Origin of the sequence: Halostella litorea (genome assembly GCF_004785955.1) — an archaeon.
GTDB classification, from domain to species: Archaea; Halobacteriota; Halobacteria; order Halobacteriales; family Natronoarchaeaceae; genus Halostella; species Halostella litorea.
Map to the genome: position 1 here is coordinate 946,630 of NZ_SJER01000001.1, position 15,726 is coordinate 962,355.

The 15,726-nt window shown below is 69.0% G+C and carries 16 protein-coding genes; 2 read left to right on the forward strand and 14 right to left on the reverse strand.

The annotated features are described in order from the left end of the window. Positions 1 to 75 precede the first annotated feature (75 nt). Positions 76 to 561, forward strand: coding sequence for a hypothetical protein (locus EYW40_RS10400; protein ID WP_135821538.1), 486 nt, complete (start codon positions 76 to 78; stop codon positions 559 to 561). An 86-nt stretch (positions 562 to 647) separates the two neighbouring features. On the opposite strand, the gene EYW40_RS10405 is transcribed toward EYW40_RS10400, so the two are convergent. From EYW40_RS10405 to ahaH, 12 genes are all read right to left on the reverse strand, one after another. Then, complete coding sequence (locus EYW40_RS10405; RefSeq protein ID WP_135821539.1) at positions 648 to 1,661, reverse strand: ABC transporter ATP-binding protein; 1,014 nt, start codon at positions 1,659 to 1,661, stop codon at positions 648 to 650. Between the two features lie 79 nt (positions 1,662 to 1,740). Continuing rightward, positions 1,741 to 2,685 (reverse strand): ABC transporter permease, encoded by a 945-nt coding sequence (locus EYW40_RS10410; protein WP_135821540.1) that lies wholly within the window; start codon positions 2,683 to 2,685, stop codon positions 1,741 to 1,743. Position 2,686: 1 nt separating this feature from the next. Then, positions 2,687 to 3,610: an ABC transporter permease gene (locus tag EYW40_RS10415; RefSeq protein WP_135821541.1), complete on the reverse strand. Its 924-nt coding sequence runs from the start codon at positions 3,608 to 3,610 to the stop codon at positions 2,687 to 2,689. Between the two features lie 6 nt (positions 3,611 to 3,616). Continuing rightward, positions 3,617 to 4,762: an extracellular solute-binding protein gene (locus EYW40_RS10420; protein WP_135821542.1), complete on the reverse strand. Its 1,146-nt coding sequence runs from the start codon at positions 4,760 to 4,762 to the stop codon at positions 3,617 to 3,619. A 180-nt stretch (positions 4,763 to 4,942) separates the two neighbouring features. Further along, entirely contained in the window at positions 4,943 to 6,367 is a 1,425-nt protein-coding gene (locus EYW40_RS10425) for an ATP synthase subunit B (RefSeq protein WP_135821543.1), read from the reverse strand. Between the two features lie 3 nt (positions 6,368 to 6,370). Then, a complete protein-coding gene (locus EYW40_RS10430; protein ID WP_135821544.1) occupies positions 6,371 to 8,137 on the reverse strand; it encodes an ATP synthase subunit A in 1,767 nt (588 codons plus the stop codon). A gap of 7 nt (positions 8,138 to 8,144) precedes the next feature. Further along, complete coding sequence (locus EYW40_RS10435; RefSeq protein ID WP_135821545.1) at positions 8,145 to 8,468, reverse strand: V-type ATP synthase subunit F; 324 nt, start codon at positions 8,466 to 8,468, stop codon at positions 8,145 to 8,147. Next, positions 8,465 to 9,511, reverse strand: coding sequence for a V-type ATP synthase subunit C (locus EYW40_RS10440; RefSeq protein WP_135821546.1), 1,047 nt, complete (start codon positions 9,509 to 9,511; stop codon positions 8,465 to 8,467). The genes EYW40_RS10435 and EYW40_RS10440 overlap by 4 nt, the downstream gene beginning before the upstream one ends. Further along, positions 9,508 to 10,092 carry a V-type ATP synthase subunit E gene (locus EYW40_RS10445; RefSeq protein WP_135821547.1) on the reverse strand — a complete coding sequence of 195 codons (585 nt, stop codon included), beginning with the start codon at positions 10,090 to 10,092 and terminating at the stop codon, positions 9,508 to 9,510. Before EYW40_RS10445 ends, EYW40_RS10440 begins: the two co-directional genes overlap by 4 nt. A 20-nt stretch (positions 10,093 to 10,112) precedes the next feature. Then, the gene (locus EYW40_RS10450; protein ID WP_135821548.1) at positions 10,113 to 10,394 is read right to left on the reverse strand and encodes a hypothetical protein; all 282 of its coding nucleotides are present in this window, start codon (positions 10,392 to 10,394) and stop codon (positions 10,113 to 10,115) included. A gap of 186 nt (positions 10,395 to 10,580) precedes the next feature. Continuing rightward, positions 10,581 to 12,797, reverse strand: coding sequence for a V-type ATP synthase subunit I (locus EYW40_RS10455; protein WP_135821549.1), 2,217 nt, complete (start codon positions 12,795 to 12,797; stop codon positions 10,581 to 10,583). Next, positions 12,784 to 13,116: an ATP synthase archaeal subunit H gene (gene ahaH, locus EYW40_RS10460; protein ID WP_135821550.1), complete on the reverse strand. Its 333-nt coding sequence runs from the start codon at positions 13,114 to 13,116 to the stop codon at positions 12,784 to 12,786. The genes EYW40_RS10455 and ahaH overlap by 14 nt, the downstream gene beginning before the upstream one ends. Positions 13,117 to 13,282: 166 nt before the next feature. Here ahaH and EYW40_RS10465 point away from each other — a divergent pair, with 166 nt between their 5' ends. After that, positions 13,283 to 13,906, forward strand: coding sequence for a methyltransferase domain-containing protein (locus EYW40_RS10465; protein WP_135821551.1), 624 nt, complete (start codon positions 13,283 to 13,285; stop codon positions 13,904 to 13,906). 45 nt (positions 13,907 to 13,951) lie between these two features. Here the strand turns inward: EYW40_RS10465 and EYW40_RS10470 are convergent, their stop codons facing one another. Together EYW40_RS10470 and EYW40_RS10475 are read right to left on the reverse strand one after the other, a co-directional pair. Then, complete coding sequence (locus EYW40_RS10470) at positions 13,952 to 14,446, reverse strand: type IV pilin N-terminal domain-containing protein (protein WP_237560590.1); 495 nt, start codon at positions 14,444 to 14,446, stop codon at positions 13,952 to 13,954. A gap of 63 nt (positions 14,447 to 14,509) precedes the next feature. Continuing rightward, positions 14,510 to 15,709 (reverse strand): DUF7094 domain-containing protein, encoded by a 1,200-nt coding sequence (locus tag EYW40_RS10475; protein ID WP_135821552.1) that lies wholly within the window; start codon positions 15,707 to 15,709, stop codon positions 14,510 to 14,512. Between the last annotated feature and the right edge of the window lie 17 nt (positions 15,710 to 15,726).

The window sequence follows — 15,726 nt, forward strand, 5'->3', positions numbered from 1 at the left end:
CCCACACAGGACCGTTCGCCCGCCGCGGCGTCGTCGCAAACGATTTACGTGTTGGCTACCCGACCTGTGCATACGATGCCAGGACGCAGATCGCGGCGCGCGGTGCTGGCGGCCGGCGTCGGCCTCGCGCTGCCGCTTTCGGGCTGTCTCGGCGGACGCGACGAAGGCCAGGCGGCGCTCGCGACCGAGACCCCGCCCCCGCCGGTCGACGAACTGGAGATACGCATCTACGACGTGCGCCGGCCCGACGCCGGGGCGCGAAGCGCGACGCTGACGGTGCTGCTGGAGGTGACCAACCCGACCGAGCGGGAGGTGCCCAGCCCGTCCGGGGAGTTCGACGTGATGATAAACGGCGAGCGGGTCGTCACCGCCGAGCCGTCGTTCAACACGTTCGAACCCGGGGAGACGGCCCGCAAGAGCATGGAACTGATAATCGACTACGCCGACAGCGGGACCGCGGTCGCCAACGCGATACGGGAGGGAACGTTTCGCCTGACGATGGACGGGCTGATCCGCGCGGGCGACGTCAGCGACTCCGTGACGCTGTCGTACGAACTGTGAAAAGCGGCTCGCCCCGCCGGAGGGCCAGGTCGTCGCGTCGCCCGGAGACCGGCCCGACTCCCGAATCACCCGCGCGGTGACCGTTCCTACTCGATGACGTGCACCCGCCGGTCGTCGATCGAGAGCGACACCGACTCCCCGACCCGGTAGCCGTCGATCCCGTCGGCGTGGAGCGTCACCGTGGTTCCGTCGGGCAGCGCCGCCACGAGGCGGGTTCGGTCCCCGAGGTAGGTCACGTCGGTCACTTCGACCTGGATCGGTCCCCCGCCCAGATCGAACGCCGCGGGGCGGGCCGCGACCTGCACCGGGCCGTCCGCGTCCGCGGCGACGGGCAGTTCGGCGAAGCCCAGGTCGACGTGGCCGTTCTCCGCGACGCCGGAAAGCAGGGTGGAACTCCCGACGAAGTTGGCGACGAAGGCGTTTGCCGGCCGCCGGTAGATCTCCGCGGGCTCGCCGATCTGCTCAAGGGTCCCGTCCGAGAGGACGGCGATCCGGTCGCACATGGCCATCGCTTCCTCCTGGTCGTGGGTGACATAGAGGGCGGTCACGTCGAGGTCGGCCAGGAGGTCGCCGATCTCGTCGCGAAGCCGCGACTTCAGTTCCGCGTCCAGCCCCGTCATCGGCTCGTCGAGCAGGAGGACGCGGGGTTCGATCGCGAGCGCTCGCGCGAGGCCCACCCGCTGTTGCTGGCCGCCCGACAGCGTCGCCGGTCGGCGGTCGGCTAGCTCGTCGATGTCGAGCAGGGTGAGCAGTTCGGCGGCCCGCTCCCGGCGCTCGTCTTTCGGGACCCCCCGCATCTTCGGCCCGAAGGCGACGTTTTCGCGGACCGTCATGGTGTCGAACAGCGCGTAGGACTGGAAGACCAGCCCGACGTTTCGCTCCTCGGGCGGGACGTGGGTGACGTCGACGCCGTCGAACAGCACCCGGCCGTCGGTCGGCGTCTCGAAGCCGGCGATGGTCCGCAGCGTCGTCGTCTTCCCGCAGCCGGAGGGGCCGACGATCCCGAGGATCTCGCCGTCGCGGATCGTCAGGTCGATCCCGTCGACGGCCGCCTCGTCGCCGTAGGCTTTCGTCAGCGACTCGAGGGTGACCTCGCTCACGGGCGGTCACCTCCGGGGCGCGCCCTCGTTGGGCGGTTGCGAGCGATGCGGTCGGGCCGACGGGTAGCGTGTCTCGTTCTCATCGTTGTGCGGTCGAGAACCCCCTGTTGCCGAGCAGTTGGAGGCCGAGGATGGCGGCCACGACGATCGCGAAGTAGACCGACACGGCCGCGGCCGACTGCAGGTGCGTCGCGTTCGAGATGTTCCGGTAGAGGAAGATCGCGAACGGGTCCGGACTCCCGCTTGCCACCATGTACGTGAAGTTGAACTCCGCCGCCGCGAGCGTCCAGGTGATGATACAGCCGGCGACGATCCCCCGTTTGGCGTGGGGGACGATGATCGTCAGAAACGTCCGCGGCCACGAGGCCCCGAGCGACCGGGCGCTCTCCTCGAGCCGGACCAGGTCCATCGACTGGAACGAGCTCTGGACAGTCAGCACCATGTACGGCGACTTGAGGAGACAGTAGCCGGCGATCAGCCCCAGCGCCGAGCGGCCGTGTTCCGGGTAGGTCTGGACGAACGCGATCCCGAGGATCAGCCCCGGGACGAGCGGCAGGATCGCGAACGTGTTGACCCAGTTTCGAGCGTAGAAGTCGTAACGCGCGAGTGCGTACGCGACCGGGACGCCGACGACGACGTTCAGGACCATGCCGCCGGTCGCGATGGCGAGGCTGAAGGCGAGTCCCGGGATCGCGTTGGTCCGCACGCCCCGCTCGCCGAACCCGAGCACCTTCAGCCAGTGGTCGAACGTGACGAACCCCTGCGGGAGTACGCCGGACGCGGACCGCGCGAACGACGACACGAACGTCACGAGGACGGGGACGGTCAGGAACGCGACGACAACCGAGACGACGGCGACCAGCACCGGGCGGCCGACCACCGTCGACAGCGCCGACCCGGACCGCGACCACGGATCGGCGGCTCCCTCGGTAGTGCCGCCGTCCGGGCGCGGGTCGCCACGGCCCGATTCGAGCGTCGACCCCGCGTCGCCGCCGTCCTCGTTTAGCTCCGTCGGCCCGGGCATCTCAGATCTCCACCGCGTCGTCGTCGACGAACCGCAGCCCGACGAACGTGAACGCGACGATAAAGACCACGTAGACGATCCCGATCGCGGCCGCGACGTCCGGGTTGTACGAGCCGACGCTCGTCTCGTGATGTATCTGGAGCGTAACGACCCGGTGGCTCTGTAGGATCAACACGGTCCCGAAGATCGCGAGCCCGGAGCGAAAGGTGAGGATCGCGGCCGCGACGATCCCGGGCCGGACTTCGGGAAGGGTGACGTGGTAGAACGTCTGCCACCGGCTCGCGCCGAGCGTGCGCGCCGCCTCTTCGGCCTGCGTGTTGACCTCCGCGTAGGTCCCGCGCAACACCATGGTCGCCCGCGGGAGCAACGAGTAGACGTACCCCAGGAAGAGACCGGTGATCGCGGTCGCGGTCGCGAGATCGAGCGGGGCCCCGCCGGTCGCGACGGCGACCGCGTTCGTCACCAGTCCCTGCCGGCCCAGCAGGACGATGATCAGGTACGCGACGATGATCCCCGGCAACGCGATCGGGAACGATACCGCCGCGACGACGAGCCGCTCGCCGGGCAGGTCGTACTTCTCGAGGACGTGTGCGACGGCGACGCCGAGCGCGACGCTGACGCCCGTCGCCAGCCCGACGAACCACAGCGTGTTCCAGGCCACCCACCGGTACTCGGCGGTCGTCGCGAGCGTCTCCCAGGCCCCGAGCGACCAGCCCTCTATCCAGATCGGGTCCTCCACGAGGCTGATCCGGGCGAGCATCGCCAGCGGAACGAAGCCCGCGACGAGCGCGAGCGCGAAAAACGGGAGACAGAGGACCGCGATCCGCCGCCGCTCGCGCTCGCGCTCGGTCGTCGGCCGAACGGTCGTCGACGCGAGCGTCGCGGCCCGCCGGACCGACGCGCTGGCCGATTCCCGGACGGACATCCGCGATCACTGGGCCCCCTCCAGCGGCGTCCGGTCGACGAGTTCCTCCTGAATGGTCTCCTGGTTCTCGACGAGCGTCTCCTGGTCGACGGTGAACCCCGCCGACTCGTAGGACGACTGGTCCGGGAACTCGTCTGGCTGGTCGAGTTCGTTCGCCCGGATCGGGCGGACGTAGGCGTCGAAGAACAGCTCCTGACAGTCCTCGGTCAGCACGTAGTCCATGAACAGCTTCGCCGCCTCCGGGTTGGGCGCGTCCCGCAGCATGGCGTAGCCGTACGGGACGTTCATCGCACCCGGATTGCCGTTGGGACCCTCCAGGACCGCGACCTCGATCTGGTCCTCGTCGAACTCGTCGTTGTTGTACTTGAGGTTCAGTCCGGTGTAGTCGTACTCGACGACCGTCGAGATCTCGCCCGCGGTCATCGGCCCCTCCACGTTACGCCGGAAGTCAGCGCCGTGTTCGGCGATCGCCTCGTGGTACTCGATGACCGGGTCGAGGTCGTTCAGGTCGCCGCCGTAGGCCCGGTTGACCGACAGCGCGGACGCCTGCCCGTTGGCGGTGTGGGGCGGCGTGAACGCCAGGTCCTGCGCGATGTCGGGGTGTTTCAGGTCCTCCCAGGTTTCCGGGGCGTCCAGCCCCCGCTCCTCGTAGACGTCGGCCCGGTAGGTCACCGCGGTCGTCATCTGTCGAGTCGCGGTCACGTGGCCGTTGGCGGTCTTCAGATCGTCGGGGACGACGTCCCAGTTCGCCGGCTTGTAGTCGGTCGTCAGGTCGTCGTTCATCGCCTGCAGACCGAACGAGTAGCCGCCGTTGTACGCCGAGTGCGTCGGGTTCTGCGCGTTGGCGCGCATGTCCTCGAGGGCCTCGCCCGAGGACCCCTGTGCGTCGTACAGCGGGAGGTCGTACTCCTCCTCGAAGGCCTCCATGACGGCCCCCCAGTTCGACCACCCGGTCTGAACACAGTAGATCTGCAGTTCGTCGGGGAACGACGAGGAGTCGACCTCCGTCTCGTACTCGCCGTGGCCGACAGTGTAGGTCTGGCCGCCGCTGCCGCCGGTGAGCCCGCTCAGACAGCCCGCAGTCGCGAGCGTCCCCACGGCCGCGCCACTCGAAAGTACCGTCCGCCGCGTCGCCGTTGTCGATTCGGGCATGGTCGAGAGAGCCACCGAAATACACTAATCGGTTGCTATGTTCAATATATTGAACTACATGGCCGACCGTATCGGAACCGATCGGTCGGAGTCGGCCGGAGGCGGACGACGCGCTCGCGGGCCCGGGCGGGCGCGATCGGATACGTAAACCGGGTCGGAAAAAGCGACTGGACGCGAGCGTCAGTCGGCGGCGACTTCCTCGGTGCCGGCCGGCTCGTCCTCGCGGTAGTGCTCCTCGATGAGCTCCTCGTCGACGCGGTTGAGCTCCTCCTTCGGGAGCATCGACAGCAGGTCCCAGCCAAGCTCCAGGGTCTCGTCGATGTCGCGGTTCGTGTCGAACCCCTGCTGGACCAGCTCCTCCTCGAAGCGGTCGGCGAAGTCGAGGAACTTGTTGTCGCGCTCGGACAGCGCCTCGCGGCCGACGATGTTCACCAGGTCGCGCAGGTCCTCGCCCTCCGCGTACGCGGCGTACATCTGGTCGGAGACGTCGCCGTGGTCGGCGCGGGTCAGCCCCTCGCCGATACCGTCGTCCATCAGGCGCGACAGGCTCGGCAGCACGTTCGTCGGCGGCTCGATCCCCTGACTGTTGAGGTCACGGTCCATCATGATCTGCCCCTCGGTGATGTACCCCGTCAGGTCGGGGATCGGGTGCGTGTCGTCGTCGCCGGGCATCGTCAGGATGGGGATCTGCGTCACCGACCCCTCGCGGCCCTCGATGCGGCCGGCGCGCTCGTACAGCTGGGCGAGGTCGGTGTACATGTACCCGGGGTAGCCACGGCGGCCCGGCACCTCCTCGCGGGCCGCGCCGATCTCGCGCAGCGCCTCGCAGTAGTTGGTCATGTCGGTGAGGATGACCAGCACGTGGTACCCCTTGTCGAACGCGAGGTACTCGGCGGTGGTCAGGGCCATCCGCGGCGTGACCGTCCGCTCGACGGCGGGGTCGTCCGCGAGGTTCATGAACACGACGGAGCGCTCCAGCGCGCCGGTGCGCTCGAAGTCGTCCATGAACTCGTTGGCCTCCTCCTGGGTGATCCCCATCGCGCCGAAGATCACCGCGAACTCGGAGCCCTCGTCGTCGTCACCCTCCTCGTCCTCCTCGGGCACCGTCGCCTGCCGCGCGATCTGGAGCGCCAGGTCGTTGTGGGGCAGGCCCGACGCCGAGAAGATGGGGAGCTTCTGACCGCGGACCAGCGTGTTCATGCCGTCGATGGCCGACACGCCGGTCTGGATGAACTCCTCGGGGTACTCGCGGGCGTAGGGGTTGATCGCCGCGCCGACGATATCGCGGCGCTCGTCGGGGACGATCTCCGGCCCGCCGTCGATCGGGTTGCCGGAGCCGTCGAGGACGCGCCCGAGCAGGTCCTCCGTGACGGGCATCTTCATCGTCTCGCCCAGGAAGCGCACCGACGAGTTGCGGTCGATCCCCTCGGTCCCCTCGAACACCTGAATGGAGACGATGCCTTCGCTCGATTCCAGTACCTGACCGCGCTTGGTGTCGCCGTTCGGCGTCTCGATCTCGACGATCTCGTCGTAGCCGATCGGCTCGTCGACCTCGGCGAACACCAGCGGGCCGCTGATCTCCGTGATGGTTTTGTACTCTTTCATGGTTCAGTACAGCTCCCGAAGCTGTTCTGCGATGTCGTCTTCGATCTCGGAGACGAACTCGTCGGCCTCGTCGTCCGGGGTCGTGCCGATGCGGTTGAGGCGCGGCAGCGCCTCGATGTCAACGATCTCGTCGACCGGGACGCCCGCGTCAAGCGCCTCGAACGCCTCGTCGTGGAACGTCTTGATGCCACAGACGATGCGGTAGGTCTTCTCCGGCGGGCAGTACGTGTCCACGTCGTGCAGCGCGTTCTGCTGGAGGAACGACTCGCGCAGGTAGCGGGCGACCTCGAGCGTGAGCTGCTGGTCGTCCGGCAGCGCGTCCTTGCCGACGAGCTGGACGATCTCCTGCAGTTCGTCCTCCTCGTCGAGGACGTCGACGGCCCACTGGCGCACGTCCGGCCAGTCGGCGGCGACGTTGTCCTCGAACCAGGGGTCGAGCTGGGTTTTGTACAGCGAGTACGACTCGTTCCAGTTGATCGCCGGGAAGTGCCGGCGCTCGGCCAGGTCGGCGTCGAGCGCCCAGAACGTCTTCACGATGCGCAGCGTGTTCTGGGTCACCGGCTCCGAGAAGTCGCCGCCCGGCGGGCTGACCGCGCCCACCGCGGAGACCGAGCCCTCGGTGCCGTTGATGTTCTCGAAGTAGCCGGCGCGCTCGTAGAACTCGGAGAGGCGGGCCGCCAGGTAGGCGGGATAGCCCTCCTCGCCGGGCATCTCCTCCAGCCGGGAGGAGATCTCGCGCATGGCCTCGGCCCACCGCGAGGTGGAGTCGGCCATCAGCGCCACGTCGTACCCCATGTCGCGGTAGAACTCCGCGATGGTGATCCCGGTGTAGATGCAGGACTCGCGGGCCGCGACGGGCATGTTCGACGTGTTGGCGATGAGGCAGGTCCGGGCCATCAGCGGGTTCCCGGTCTGTGGGTCCGGCAGTTCCGGGAAGTCCTCGATGACCTCGGTCATCTCGTTGCCGCGCTCGCCACAGCCGATGTAGACGACGATGTCGGCGTCGGACCACTTGGCGAGTTGCTGCTGGGTGACGGTCTTCCCCGAGCCGAACGGACCGGGGATGGCCGCCGTCCCGCCCTTCGCGAGCGGGAACAGGCCGTCCTGCACGCGCTGGCCCGTCACCAGCGGCTCGGTCGGCGTCTTCTTGTCCAGCGCGGGGCGGGCCTCGCGGACCGGCCACTCCTGGCGCATCTGGACCTCCTCGCCGTTTGCCAGTTCGACGACCGGCTCCTCGACGGTGAAGTTACCCGACTCGACGGAGACGACCTCGCCGCCCTCGTAGTCGGGCGGCACCATCACCTTGTGGTCGATGGTGACGGTCTCGGGGACGATACCGACGATGTCGCCGGGCTCGACCTCGTCGCCCTCCTCGACCTCGGGCTCGAACTCCCAGGTCTTCTCCAGGTCGATCCCCGGCGCGTCGACGCCGCGGTCGAGGAACGCGCCCATCTTCTCCTCCAGCACGTCGAGGGGGCGCTGGACGCCGTCGTAGATGGAGTCCAGCATCCCGGGGCCGAGGTCGACCGACAGCGGCTCGCCCGTGTTCTCGACGGGTTCGCCCGGGCCGACGCCCGAGGTCTCCTCGTACACCTGGATGGTCGTGACGTTCCCTTCGATCTCGATGACCTCGCCCATCAGCCCTTCCGTGCCGACGTACACCACGTCGTTCATCCGGGCGTCGAGGTCCGTGGCGGTCACGACGGGACCGCTCACGCTGTCGATGACGCCGTCCTCGCGGACGTCGTCGGTCTCTGTTGCTTGGCTCATAGTTGCGTTAGTCTTCCTCCATCAGGTCGATACCGATCGCGCGCTTGATCTTGTCGCGCAGTCCTCCGCTCCCGGCACCGCCGCCGAGCGTGACGACGGTCGGTTCGACGCTCGTCTCGACGTCCTGCCGCACTGTTCGGGACAGGTGGTCTAGGTCCTCGGCGTGCATAACGACGATCCCGATGTCGTCGTCCGTGAGCACGCGCTCGACGGCGTCGTCCAGCTCCGCCGCCTTTTCGTCGTCCGGGACGTTCTCGAACTCGCGGACGCCGGCGAGCCGGAAGCCGGTCGTGAACTCGGGACTGCCGACGACGGCGATCTCCTGGCTCATACTATCACCAGCTCCTCCTCTATCTCCGCGTCGCTCAGTCCCGCCTCCCTGCCGCGGGCGACGGCGCGGACGTTCTCGACCTCCCGTTCCTTGGCGAGCATGTACGCAAGCACCGGGCAGATGGAGAGCGGGAAGCGGTTCGACAGCGCACGGGAGTACTCCAGCAGCGCCCGGTCGAGGGCGTGCTCGAAGCCCATGAGGCTGTCTGCGTCCTCCAGGCCGTCCAGCGCCGCCGACAGCTCGTCGCCGTAGTCGCTGTCGCGGACGTGGGTGACAAGCAGGTCGGTGTCGGCGACGAGCTGGGACAGCTCGCTCTCGTCGAACAGCTTGCCGCCCGCGATGTAGTACTCCGCCGGGTCCATCTCCGCGCCGCTGCGGGACAGCCGGAGCGCGTTCCGGACGTTCCGGAAGTCGATCTCCGCCTGGAGCACCTCGACGTACAGCTGCGTCGCCTCGTCCGACCCGGAGACGTCGTCGAGCAGGTGTTCGTAGAACGCGCGGTCGACGGCGTTCTCCAGCGGGACGAGGACGCCCGACTCCTGGTACTCCTCGAAGGCCGCGTCGAGCGGCTCGCCGAAGATGGTGCCGTCGAGCAGGTCGACGACGTCCTCGACCGAGCCGGCGTTGGCCAGCCGGTCGAGCAGGGCGTCGTCGAACTCGCCCGCGCCGATGAAGTCCGTCCGGATCGCCTCCGGCTCCGCGCCGGAGTAGATGCCCCGCAGCACCGTCTTCACGTTCCAGGCGTCGAACTTCCGGAGGTAGCTGGCGATCCGGTCGTACACCGTCCCGCCGGCCCAGCGAAGCAGGTCGTCGAAGTGCTTCGCCATGTTCCGGTTCAGCGCGTACTCGATGAGGTCGACGCCGTCGTGGCGCGACCCCAGGGCGTTTATCTCGGACTCGTACTCGGTCTCCTCCATGAAGCGGGCGATCTCGCCCGGCCCCATGCGGACCAGCTTGCGGTAGTCCTCGTCGCCGAACAGCTTTGCCCGGCGAGCCCGGACGCGAGCGTTCACGTACTCCGGGTTCGAACCGGTCGCGCTCATTGCTCCTCGAACAGGCGGGCGCTGATCTCTTTCAGGTTGTCCTCCCACACGTCCTCCAGCACCGAGTCGAACGTGTTGTCGACCCGGACGCGGCTGGCGTCGCTCTCGACGACGACGCCGCCGAGGCAGTCGACCTCGCCGGCGTGCTCGTAGCCGTCGTAGTCCTCCAGAACGCCCGTCACGAGCGCCTCGTCGTCGGGTCGGGTGTAGACGAGCACGTCCGACCCCTCGTCGAACTCGACGGCGGCGGCGTCGAGCAGGGCGCGGGTGAGCTCCTCGCGCTCGTCGTCCGGGAGACCGGCGATCTCGTCCTCGACGGCCTCGCGGACCTCCTGGAGCACGTCGCGGCGGGCCTCCAGGCGCTCCTGTTTCGCCTCTAGCTTCGCGCTGGAGAGGCGCTGTTCGCGCTCCTGCTCGATCTCGGCCTCGACCTCGCGCTCGGCCTCGGCGAGCGTCTCCTCGGCGTCGGCCTCGGCCTCGGAGACTATCTCCTCGGCGCGCTCTTCGCCCGCCGCGCGAATTTCCTCCGCACGCGCGCGGGCTTCGTCTCGGATGTCCTCAACGACTGTGTCCAAACTCATTGTGAGAAAGTGGGGGCGGTTTAGACGAAGAGCGCGACCAGCGCGAAGATCACCAGCGTCTCCGGCAGGACCGTCAGGACGATCCCGATACCTGTGGAGATGGAGTCCTCCGCGAGGGCGCCGACGGCGGCGGCACCGATACCGCGCTCGGCGTACCCCGCGCCGATGGCGGCCAGGCCGATACCGATGGCGGCCGCGCCGTCCTTCGTGAGGGCGGGCTGGGCGTCACCCTGCAGCTGCAGGGCGGTTTCGTTCAGGTTGTCCAGTGCGAGCGGACCGATGTCGGCGAGAGCTTCGAACATGTTGTGTGTACCTCGTAGTTGCAACCGAACAGGCTCCACTTCGCCCGCCAGTGTTCATAAAACTTCCCAAACGAAACCGCCGCGATCGCCCGTCTAGACCGCTCTATCCGGGTTTCGACGGCTATTATAGTTTCGGTTTCCCGCGGCGGGGTGGTCCGACGGACGGACGGGCGCGGCGACGCCCCGTCAGTCCTCGGCCGTGTGGTTGCGCTCGTAGCCGAACGGTTCGAACACGCGGCCGCCGCCCTCGTAGAACTTGTCGAAGAACTCGACGTACTCGAGGCGGATCCCCTGCAGGCCGGCGCTCGTGACGCCGAGCAGCAGGACGATGAGGTGGCCGACGACGAACACGACGGCGCCGGCGATGACGCCGCCGACGCCCATGTGCATCAGCCCCTCGAACATCACTTCGGTGACCTCGTGGCCGTGGTAGGTCCCCTCGTGGAGCATGTGCTGTGGCGAGTGGGCCGTGCCGAAGTGCCACTCCGCGCCGTGGTCGCCCTCGACGACGTACACGCCGAAGAACAGCAGGTTGACCACGAACGCCATCCCCGCCTTGGCGAGGATGACCGCGCCGATCCGGAGGTACGACAGCACGTCGCCGAGCACGCTGAAGCTCTCGAGGCCGCCGACGAGGCTACCGATGGCCACGCCGTAGTGCTGGATCTCGCCGTACACCATCGTCATGAAACCGACGGCTGCCAGCGACAGGCCGACGTTGACGCCGACCTCGGCCGGGAGGCCGTTGAAGCCGAGCGCGTACGCGGCCTCCGGCCCCTCGTTCAGCACGGTGAAGAGGAACTCCGGCTTCGGCCCCTGCGCCGAGCGGCTGAAGATCCAGATCCAGACGCCGAGCATCAGCGTCGCCCACGAGCCGTTCTCCAGGTAGGCGTCGGCGACGCCGTGTTCGAGGTCGTTGATGAACCCGAACACGTAGCCGACGGTCAGGTGGAACAGACCGAGCAGGATGCTCACGACCAGCCACGTCTGCCCGTACTGCAGGTAGGCGGGCTGGAGGCCCTTGTGCATCGGCGGGCTCCCGCCGAACAGCACCTCGCCGAGCACGTGCAGGCCGAATATCTCGCCGTACAGGATACCGAACAGCGCGGTGAAGCCGCCGGCCCACATGCCGATCGCGCCGAGGCTGCGGAACACCGCGTCGTCGAACCGGCTGACCAGCAGGTAGCCGACGCCGATGTACAGCAGGCCGTACCCGAGGTCCCCGAGCATGAAGCCGTAGAACGCCGGGAACGTCAGGAACAGCACGATGGTCGGGTCGAGTTCCGTGTACTTCGGCCGGTTGATCATCTCGATGAGGAACTCGAAGGGCCGCGCGGCCTTGTTGTTCTGCTGGACGACCGGCGGCTCGTCGCCGACCGTCACCGCGCCGCCGTCAGTCGCCGCCTCCGCGCCCTCGCCGGCGGCCGCGTGGTCGCCGACAGGCTCGGAGCCGGTCGGGTGGCCCTCGCGGTAGTCGGCCCGCTCCAGTTCGTCGACCTCGACGCGGTCGCCGACCGACGTCTCAAGCGCCGAGACGAGCCGGTCGTACTCCTCGGTGGGGATCCACCCCTCCGCGACGAAGCTGTTCTCCGTCGTGGCGAACTGGAGCGGCGCTTCGGACTTCTGGACCTCGATGGTGAGCTTCTCCTCGGCGGCCAGCAGGAAGCCGGCCGCGTCGAGGCGGAGCTCCTCCAGTTCGTCCTCGACGGTCGCGCGTTCCGACTCCAGGCGCTGTTTCTCGTGGCGCAGTTCCTCGACGTACTCCGCGGGGCTGCCCTCGGCGTCGGGCACCTCGACGCCCGCGAAGTCGACGCCGACCAGGGCGTCCTCCAGCGCGTCCTCGTCGGCCCCGTCGGCCATGTAGGCGAAGACGGCGACGACGCGGTCGCCGGTGAACGTCTCGAACGCCTCGACCGCGTCGGCGTCCTCGACGGCCGCGGCGACCGCCGCCTCGTCGCCCTTGCCGACGGCCACCTGCAGGGTGTCGTACCCCGACAGCAGGTCGAGGTCGATGCCCAGGTCCGCGAACGGCTCGACCGAGTCGATCTCCTCCTCGACGGCGCGGAGCTCGTCGTCGATCTCGTCGAGGCGGTCGTCGAGCTCGTTGGCCTCGACGCGGATCTCCTCCAGCTCCGAGTCGAGCGCCTCGTCGGTGACGATCCGGCTCGGGCCGGCGTCGGCCTCGTCGACGTCGAGGATGCTCTCGAGCGACCGGACCGTGACGAGCTTCTCCGAGGCGTCGTCGGCGCCCTCGACGGGGTCGCCGTTGGTAAAGCCCTCCCACGAGCCGTCGTAGTCGCTCAGGTGGAGCCGGTTCAGGTCGTGTACGGCCTCGATCACGTCGCCCATGACGGCCTTCGAGCCCGTCACGGACACCTTGCTCATCCGCTCAGGTCTGAGCATGCACCGCCTCCGTGAACGTGTCGACGACGTACTCGATCACCTCGTCTTTCCTGAACTCGGCGCGTTCGACGAGCTCCTCGCGGGCGTCGGCCCCCTCTTCGAGGATCGCCTCGCGCTCGTCCTCGATCCCCTCCTGGGCCTCCTCGAGGCGGCGCTCGCGGAGTTCGCGGGCCTCCTCCTCCGCGTCCTCGCGGATCTCCGCGGCCTCCTCGCGGGCCTCGGCGATGCGCTCCTCGCGCTCGTCCTCGGCCAGCTCGACGATCTCGTCGGCCTCCTGTTCGACGTCCTGTATTCGTTCCAGAACCTCTGGCCTCGGCATACTGTTATCGGGCGTGACTTGCGGAAGCGTCTATAAGGTAGTTGCGAAAGGCACCGGCGACCGGGCGGGGCTCACGGGCGAACGCGGCGGCGGGGCCGGCGGGCGGTACGGTCCGGCGCGGGCCGGAACAGCAGCGTTATTTGCCGGGCGACCGAACAGGTTACCGATGGGAATCCTCGAGAACAAGGCCCGGGCGCGGCTGTTCTACAAGTACCTCTCGAAGGTGTACGACCAGGTGAACCCGTTCATCTGGAACGAGGAGATGCGGACCGAGGCCATCGGGATGCTCGACCTCGACCCCGACGACCGGGTGCTGGACGTCGGCTGTGGCACCGGGTTCGGGACCGAGGGCCTGCTCGACCACGTCGACGAGGTCCACGGGCTGGACCAGAGCGTCCACCAGATGGAGAAGGCGTGGGCGAAGTTCGGCAGGACCGACGGGCCGGTCCGGTTCTACCGCGGCGACGCCGAGCGCCTGCCGTTCAAGACCGGGAGCTTCGACGTGATCTGGTCGTCGGGCTCCATCGAGTACTGGCCCCACCCGGTCCGGGCGCTCCGGGAGTTCCGGCGCGTCCTGAAGCCGGGCGGGCAGGTGCTCGTCGTCGGGCCGAACTACCCCGAGACGGGGATCATGCAGAAGGTCGCCGACAGCATCATGCTGTTCTACGACGACGAGGAGGCAGACCGGATGTTCTCCGAGGCCGGCTTCGAGGAGGTCGAACACCGGCTGATGGGGCCGAGCTACGACCCCGACGTGGCGATCACGACGGTCGGCCGCGCTCCCGAGTGACGCCGCGGCGAAGTCGGCGCGCCGGCTCCCCGTCCAGCCGTTCTCTCACGCCGTCGCCGAGAGCGTCGCCACCGTTTTCCCCCGCACCGACAGCCTGACCGACACCTCGTCCCCGGGGTCGATCCCCGGCGCGTTCGTGCTCGCCACCGCGAGCGACGCCTCCGCGCCCGTCCGCCACACCGTCCCGCCGGAGGGGTTGAACGGCCCGGTCGGCCCGCTGCGGAACCCCCGCGCAGCGAAGAAGGGCACCGGAGGCTGTCGGTCGAGTGGCTCGCCCTCAACCTCGACGCGGACGCGCAGGTCCGTCACGTCCACGGCGTCGCCGCCGCGGTGCGTGACCGCGATCCGGTCGGCGTCCGCGTCCGCCGAGAGGGCGAACGCCGCCGTCGGGGGCGGGTCGGCCGGCCGCTCCACGGCCGCGAGCGCGACGGCACCGCCGAGGACGACGGTACAGACGAGCAACAGCGCGACGCCGACGACCGGCGCGACGCCGCGGGACCCGCCCGCGGAACGGAACCCAATCGGGGAACGCCGTGACACGCCGGGGCGTGGCCGCGGCCTCGCACAAAAACGTGTGGCGGGACGGTCCGGGTCGCCGCCGGGTCAGATGCCGACGGTCGCGTTCACCGTCGCGCCGTCCGCGGAGACCGTGGTGAGGTAGTACGATCGGGGCGGCAGGGTCCACAGGTAGCCGTCGTCGCCGGTGGTGCCGACGCGGTCGCCGTTGATGCGCACCGTCGCGTCGACCGGGTCGCCGGCGGCGTCGGTGGCGTTGAACCGGATCGGGCCGTCGCCGGGCGTCCGCTCTATCCGCACCCGCAGGTCGCCCTCGGTGTCGTCGACGGCCGTCTCGCGCGGGAGTTCGTCGACGTCGAGCGCCTGGAACTCGCGGAACACCGACCGGGTGTTGCCGTCGATGTATATCGTCAGGGTCCCCTGGTCGTGGGGGATCGTCAGGCGATGGCGGCCGTCGTACACGCCGGAGAGCCCGAGGTCGCCCTGCTGGTTGGCGGCGGCCCACGGGTACAGGTCCGTCCGGACGTGGTCGAGCACCGCGGCGAGGTCGCCGTCGTACGTGTCGGTGGTGTTGTCGTTGCGGTTGTCGTACCGGATCGCCTCTCGGTGGTACTGGTCGCCGGCGAGCGTCCCGACGACGACCCCCGACTCCGAGGCGGCGACTTGGACGACCGACTCCGCATCCCCGGATCCGGCGAACGCCTCGCCGAGCTGTGCCCGCGCGGGGGACCGGAGCAGGTCGAGTTGCGTCCGGACCGCGCCGCGGCGGTCGTCCGCCTCGTAGCCCTCGATCGACGCCGACAGCCGCGCGTGGGCGTACAGCGCCTCGTCGAGCGACTCCGCGCTAGCATGGACCGACGCGAGGGTCCGGAGCAGTTCCGTCGCCGACGACGACCCGTTCGCGTAGGCCCGGACCGCGGCCCGCTCGGTGCGGTGGAGCCGGTCGGTTCGGGCCTCGATGTCGTCGAGCAGTTCCTCGGCGGCCGCCGCGCGCGCCGTCGCGGACGACGCCGTCCGGATCGACAGGTTGGCCGCCTGCGTGCGAACCCGGTTCTCGACGTCCGTGCTGGCGTCGCCGACCACCTGCGCCATGTCGGGGGACTGGCTCCCGACCCGGGAGGTCACGTCGCCGGAGAGGGTCAGCCGCGACGTGGTGTTCGACTCGTCGGCGTCGTCCGCGATGCGGTCGGCGGCGGTCGTCTGGAGGGATCCGCCCGCCGGGGCGGCGAGAACGGGGGCCGGCACGGCGAGAAGCAGGACCATCGCCAGGGCCGTGATGCGCTTCATCGGGCTGGCCTACAGGC